The following is a 7,129-nucleotide window of genomic DNA, read 5'->3' as shown; positions in this document are numbered from 1 at the left end:
ACACGACCATCGACGCCCACCAGGAACGAAAATACGACTGTACCGGTTTCTTCATTACGAGCCGAAGATTGCGGATACACCGGTTTTGCGCAGGAATTGAAATCATAAACTGCACTGGTACGTGCAGCCGGCGCTGCTACAGGAGCAGGAGCCGGACGCGCCGTTGGCATTACCGGATTTTCCGGTTGCACATTTGAGACAGCTGCAATCGTATTCGTCTGTGGCTGCTGCTGCACTTGGACCTCTGGCGGAGGAATAAATGGCGGCGGCGGTGCCAAGACTTTCGGCGGTGGTGGCGGCAGTGGCTTGTCCGGTGGTGGTGGCGGTGGTTTGATCTCTTCAATGATCTTAGTTTCGATCGGTTGTTTGATCACTTCCACGACTTTACGGGCAAGTCCTGTAACCAGCGCATAAACGATAAAAACATGCAGAAGAACCACCACGGTAATGCCAGTTAAATTTTTTGTGGGGTTTCTCTCATTCTGCGTGAAATCCATGCCTCTTTCCTCCAATACCAACTACTTCTTGTTGTCAAATTCACGCTTTATTCAGGCGGATTTACCTGTCCAATTTGTGAGTACGCGGAATTATACATACGATTTTTCGCGCGGTAATTACAATATTTAGTTCTAAAAGAATGTCGAAACTGACGTGCATTTCATTTTCTTGAAACGGTGATAACTACAGATGTTTCTTGAGTTTGGTCATTTGATTCTTTAACGCTGTAATGGGCGCCATGCCCAATGGATCATCGACTGGGCTTGAGTTTATCTTCGCCCAGGTCTGAAGTCGGAACGATGCCCAAACCCGGATTGTTGCGCATAACAATCGTGTGCTCAATTTTAATGATCGATTTTTGTGGTGGAAATTTTTTAAAAATACAAAAACATGGGAATTTAAATGTTCGAAGCTTCGTTTTCAACCCCAAAAAAGAATGTTTGAATGAGGCTTTGAGCGAAACAGGCTGAATGCTGCGCAGCACAATTCTGAGGGGATTTCAATTCCCATCACTGATCGTTCCAAGTCACGCAAGTTAATCAAGTTAATCATTATCCGGCCGTATTTTTCCTCGTCAAACAGACGACAGCGCCACCCAATGCACACGTTCCCATGCTCGCGACGCGTGATGTTGGCATAGCCGCAAGTATCGGCTCGGAAGCGTGCCCATTGTATGGACCGCCTGGCTATCGCTTTTGTTCATTGGTATAGACAAGCATGACACTCGCTTGGTTGCGCCGCGCACGAAAGCGGAATCGATACGCCGGGAGCTTGGCATCGAAAAAACCCGCAGATCGGAACCTGCGGGTTTTAGGCTTACTACCTGTTATTTACCAGCTACGCGTTCGATTAGAACTTGTAGTTGTATTCCGCAGTCAGCTTCAACGCGCGTGGCGCCGTGTAGCTGATGGTGCGGCTGTAGGTAGCGGCAACTGCGTCGTTGAGGTTGTACAACTCATCGATGGTTTGCACGGTTTGTCTGTTGAACAGGTTAAAGATGTCGAGCTTGAATGACAGACCTTTTACTTGTTCAGGCTTGTACACCACGTTCATGTCCAGGCGGATATCCCATGGCAGGTTGCCGGCTGCACCACGCGGCGACGCTACCTGGTTGCAATAGTGGTAGGCTGAACCGTAATCAGGGAAGCCAGGATCGTTAGCCACCAATGCGTCCGGGTAGTTACCGATGCAGTTCTTAGGACGACCAGCAGCGGCCAGGAAGTTGCCACCCACGCTAAATTGTGGCGTGATTTCATAGAAGCCGTATGCCTTGATCTGATGCTTGCGATCGTTAGGCAACAGGCCGTTGGAATTTTCCATAAGTTCACGGTGATCCCAGGTCTGGGTCGCTGAAACGTCAGTTTGAGCAACGTCAGACAGCGTCTGACCTTCGGTATTACCCCGGCTACGCGACCAGGTGTAGTTGACCTTGCCGTACCAGCCGTTACGCAGCGGGTGTTCAGCAAACAGGTCGACTGCCAGGTAGGTACGTTGTGCATCTGGCATGCCAAGATCTGCCTTGGTCAGGTGGACGCGGGTCAGGTTATTGCCTGTACCTGCGAAGTCAACCAGGAAATCATTGTCTTTACCGGGATTGAACGATGCACAGTTGAAGCCACCCCAGTTTGAGGCGTCGACATTATTGCGAACCGCCCAGGCGTCGAACGGACGTTGATCGCAGAAATCGTCGATCGCCGACTTCAGGACGCGGTAAGTCGCTTTGGCACCGAAGTTCAGGCTAGGCGAAAATGACTTTTCAAAGCCCAGCGTGAGCTCGTCCTGCATGTTGGGGCTCATATCCAGAGCCGCGACAGTGCGAGCGTCTTTTGCCTGACCGAATTCATTGTCAGGCGACAAGACCCCGGTGATGGCCGTCGTGCCGGTTGGAGCACCGTTGGCGTCAACGCCAGTGTAAGTAAAATACTGACGCAGATAGCTGGAACGGCTGGCGCCGCGCACGGCCAGGTGAGTCGGAATTTGCACCATGTAACGACCGGCGCTACCGAACACTTTCATCGAAGCATCGCCGTTGACGTCCCACACCGCGGCCAAACGTGGCGCGAACTGGTTCTTCATCTCCAGGAAGGTTTCGTTATCGCCGTTCTTGTTGGTGAACTGCTCGTTACGCAAGCCGGCGGTCACCAGGACGTCTTTCGTCACCTGATAACGATCTTCGATGTACTGGGCAGACTGGTTGGAATAGGCTGTTGTTGCATCAAAGAAATTTTGCTTGCGAACGTAGTAGCCCGATGTTCCCAAGCCGCCACCGGAAGCCACCACGGTCGGAACACCCTGCAGGGTGATCGGTGAGTTCGGTGTGTTGGTATGGGAATACGTCCAGATGCCGCCACCGGCGGTCAGATCGCCAGCGTTGATCGATTTCAGCTTGTTGTAGTCCAGACCGCCGCGGATCGTGTGTTGTCCAAGTCTGTATTCAAGATCAAGACGGGATGATTTGACGGTATCCTCAGCGCCCGGCGGCACAATGAAGCCAGTCAGCAGTTGCGGATTGTTATAAGTGATACCTGGTGCGCGCGCCGCCAATGGAGCGCTTACTTGGTACAGCGGCGAGTTAATCGGATCGAAACCGTCAAACGTGTTGGTGTGCTCGGTCTTGCTCTGGCCATACAGCGCGGTCAGGGTCAAGTCATCGGTCAGATTGCCGGTGTACTTGAGGATCTGGACGTCGGCACCCACTGCGCCGGTATGATCCGGAATGTTGGTGTAGTGGGCCGAAGAGCGGACCACGCCATCACGAGCACGCGTCGCGTAATTGTAGCCGGACAACTGTTCATCCTGCTCCGGCTTGTCACCCATCAGCGTCAATTCGAGGCGATGATTGTCGGTGATGTTCCAGTCGAATTTGCCGAGGTAGCGCTTGACCGTATCCTGCTTTTCTGACCAGCCGCCCAGTAGGTTGGATGTGGTGCCAGTGTTATTAAGTTGATTCGTGCCTGAGAACGAGTTGTCCTGATATTCACCCGAGACAAACATGAACAGCTTGTCCTTGATGATCGGGCCGCCCACATACGCGCCGTAGGTCTTTTGTTCTACCTTGTTGTCTTCATTTCTTCTGTACAGGGTGTTGTCTGTTTTCGCATTTTCCGGTGCGCCGGTGTTTGGATAGAAAATATCCTTGGCCTTGGCACGTGTGGAAGACGGAGCGATGCTTACCTGAGCGCCCATTTCCCAGTTATTGGTACCGCTTTTGGTGGTGATGTTGACCACGCCGCCGACGGAACGACCAAATTCAGCACCGAAACCGCCGGTCAGAACCTGCGCCTGCGAGATGGCGCCGAATGGCAGTTCGGACGCGCCGAGCTGGGTCAGAGGGTTGGTGACTGGAAAACCGTTGACATAATATGCATTTTCCGATGCGCCGCCGCCGCCGAAGCTGGCGCCAGCTGCGTAACGGGAGTCGGCACGCGTCGTATTCGGTGCCAACTGGATGATGGCGTCAACGCTTTGGGCAATTGGCAATTTTGCCAGTTCTTTGGCCGTGAAGGTTGCGCCGTTGTTGCTGTTCGAGACGTCAATTGTCCTGCGCGCGCCAGTAACCTGAACCGATTGCACACCGGCTACAGGCGCTGCTGCGAAGGTGGCTTCGGCGCCTTGACCGGCCAGCGCGTCTACTTCAGTGGTGCCAACGACCGCTGTGCCCTTCATTGCCTGGACTTTATAGTGTCCTGGCGGCATTGCGGTAGCCTGGAACCGGCCATTACTGTCTGGTGTCAGTGTGCGGCGCAGACCGGTGTCCACGTTTTCAATCAGCACGGCATCGCTACCTGCGGCGACTTTACCGTAAATGGTCGTGGTGGCATTGGACTGGGCCATTGCTACCGGATTGATACCGACAGTCATTACAGCACCGCCAAACGCGAGCGCGAGCGCGTGTACTACAACTTTCTTCTTAAGCGTAAATTCCATTCGTCGTTTTGAACGAGACAACTTAGTTTCCAACGTCATTGCCAAACTCCTTGGGTAATTTGAGTTTTGAGTGCCACTCAGTTTTTTAGCTTTGTAGCTTTGTTTTTTTCTTCGCCTTGTTGGCGTGACCTTATAAATTCATTAACAAGAATGAGTTTATTTCAGCTGGGTGACATGGAAACATTCTTACAAGCAAACTGTCAATCCGCCCGCGTTGTTTTTTGGTGAGCATGTGAATTAATTTTTGCGCTGGAGAAGCGCGGACTAAATAACATCGATTGGGTTACTGCCCCGCGATGATTTGATAGGCGAATTTCGCTCCAGCCGCATCAATTTCCATTGATTGGTTGGGATGGCAATTTAAACAGAGGCACCACTCTAATTTAAATCGAGGCATCGCTCTAATTTAAACTGAGGCATTACTCTAATTTAAATCGAGGCATTATTCTAATTAAGCCAATGCGCGAATTAAACCAATGGCTGCTTTAATTAAACCAATGTATTAATGAACCGAGGCATCACTCTAATTAAATCAATGTGCGAATTAAACTGAGGCATTACTCTAATTATGATGAGGCGCTACTCTAATTTTTTATTCGCCAAGATTTCGGTCGAAAATTTTTCATCGCTGACTGCAGTTAGTACTGGCTATTTATGCCAGTGGGGCGCCAGCAACATTGCTGCTTAGCAGCATTAATATTTCCGGGTGTTTCTTTCACGGCGCCACCAAGATGCGTTATTGTTACGCCTTTTTTGGCTTCCCCATTTCTGCGGCGCCCGGAACTCATAAGGTTGTGCGGCGTTTTTGATTGAATTCTAGCTATGTGCCAACCGGCGTATAAATGTGCTTTCTATAGATACGGCGTTTCGCTGCTGTATGGAGTGGTGTTAAATGATGTGGAAACGAATTAGGCAAGGATGCGTAGTTGCCCTATTGTTCGCTGGTTCGGCCCATGCGGCCAATCCGGCCGACCCGACCAAAGTCATACGGATGGCTTTCGAAGCGCCAGATGACGGCTTCGATCCTATACGCACCACCAATTTCTACTCACACTGGATCAGTTCGGCGATTAACGAGCCGCTGCTCACCTACGATTATCTGGCTCGTCCCGCCAAGCTGGTTCCCGCGGCAGCAGACGCGATGCCCGAAGTGGGCGACGCCGGCAAGACCTATACCTTCCATATCAAGAAAGGCATCTATTTCAGCGCCGATCCGGCCTTCAAGGGCGTGCGGCGGGAATTGACGGCCCAGGATTTCGCCTACACCTTCAAGCGCCTGCTCGATCCGCAAAACCGTTCGCCCCTGGCCAATTTCGTAGAAGGCAAGATTGTCGGACTCGATGCGTTAGCGGCCGCGGCGAAAAAGAGCGGTCGTTTCGATTACGATGCGCCGGTCGCCGGTTTGCAAGCGCCGGATCGCTACACCCTGCGCATCCAGCTGACAGTGCAGGACTACAATTTCTTGTATGTTGCCGCCTATAGCGGTCTAGGCGCCGTCGCGCGCGAAGTCATCGAGGCGTATGGCGCCCAAAGCGGATTGCATCCGGTCGGTACCGGCGCGTACATGCTGCAGCAATACACGCCGCACAGCAAAATTATTCTGGTGGCAAATCCGGAATTCCGCGGTTACGTGTGGGACTTCAAGTCGTCTGGCGATCCGGCGGATGACCAGCTCGTGCACGACATGCATGGCAAAAAAATGCCACAGGTCGGGCGGGTCGAAATCAGCATTATCGAGGAAGAGCAATCGCGCTGGCTGGCTTTTCAGGATAAGCAGCTCGATCTCGACAAACTGCCGCAAACCGCGGCGCCGACAGTGATGGACGGCAACAAGCTGAAACCGGAGTTCGCCGCGCAGGGGATCAACCTGTCGCGCAATGTCGAGCCCGAAATCACCTACACCATGATGAATTTTACTGATCCCACCATCGGTGGCAGCAGTAAGGAAAAAATTGCGTTGCGTCGCGCGATCGCGATGGTATACAGCGTCAAGGCGGAAATCACCCAGTTGCGGATGGGGCAGGCGATCAAGGCAGAGATGATTGTCCCGCCCGGCGTGGTGGGCCACGATCCGGCCTATCGCAGCAGTATCGGCTACGACCCTGACCTGGCCAACAAACTGCTGGACCGGTTCGGCTACCAGCGTGGGGCCGACGGCTACCGCACTTTGCCAGACGGTAAGCCATTGCTGTTAAAGATCACGAATGAAGCGAATGCGACTTCCAAGATCATTTCCGAAATCTGGAAGCGTGGGCTCGACCAAATCGGCATCAAGGCTGAGTTTCCAGTCAGCAATTTTTCTGACAATTTCAAGGCCGCCAACGAATGTAAATTGATGATGTGGGGTGGCGCCTGGATCGCCGATTTCCCGGAAGGCGAAAATTTCCTGCAATTATTGTATGGACCCAATTCTATGCGGGGCAATCTCGGCTGCTATCAGTCGGCCGCTTACGATGCACTGTATCGCAAGGCCGTCGCGTTGCCGCCGGGTCCGGAACGCAATCAGCTCTATATTCAGATGAACCGCCAGATGGAAGCCGATACCGCCTGGGATCTGCACACCACCAGGATCCGCAACTGGCTGGCGCGGCCATGGGTCAAAGGCTTCAAGAAACATCCATTCCTGAATGCCGATTGGCAGTATCTGGACGTCGAAAAACATTAAGATCAGGCCACGGCACGTCCCGAACATCTGAATCCACCG

At 52.6% G+C, this 7,129-nt stretch carries 3 protein-coding genes; 1 reads left to right on the top strand and 2 read right to left on the bottom strand.

Annotation, left to right across the window (positions count from 1 at the left end; all coding sequences use genetic code 11):
• On the bottom strand, positions 1-497 hold a 497-nt coding region (locus tag ACFOFO_RS02515; RefSeq protein ID WP_390330758.1), incomplete at its 3' end, for an energy transducer TonB.
• Between the two features lie 850 nt (positions 498-1,347).
• On the bottom strand, positions 1,348-4,425 hold the full coding sequence (locus ACFOFO_RS02510) for a TonB-dependent receptor (protein WP_390330757.1): 3,078 nt from the start codon (positions 4,423-4,425) through the stop codon (positions 1,348-1,350).
• An 892-nt stretch (positions 4,426-5,317) separates the two neighbouring features.
• Here ACFOFO_RS02510 and ACFOFO_RS02505 point away from each other — a divergent pair.
• The gene (locus ACFOFO_RS02505) at positions 5,318-7,090 is read left to right on the top strand and encodes an ABC transporter substrate-binding protein (protein WP_390330755.1); all 1,773 of its coding nucleotides are present in this window, start codon (positions 5,318-5,320) and stop codon (positions 7,088-7,090) included.
• The last annotated feature ends 39 nt before the right edge of the window (positions 7,091-7,129 follow it).

The organism is Pseudundibacterium arcticum (assembly GCF_042646465.1).
GTDB classification, from domain to species: Bacteria; Pseudomonadota; Gammaproteobacteria; order Burkholderiales; family Burkholderiaceae_D; genus Undibacterium_A; species Undibacterium_A arcticum.
The sequence above is the reverse complement of the archived record's forward strand: the minus strand, read 5'-3'. Positions and strand labels throughout refer to the sequence as shown.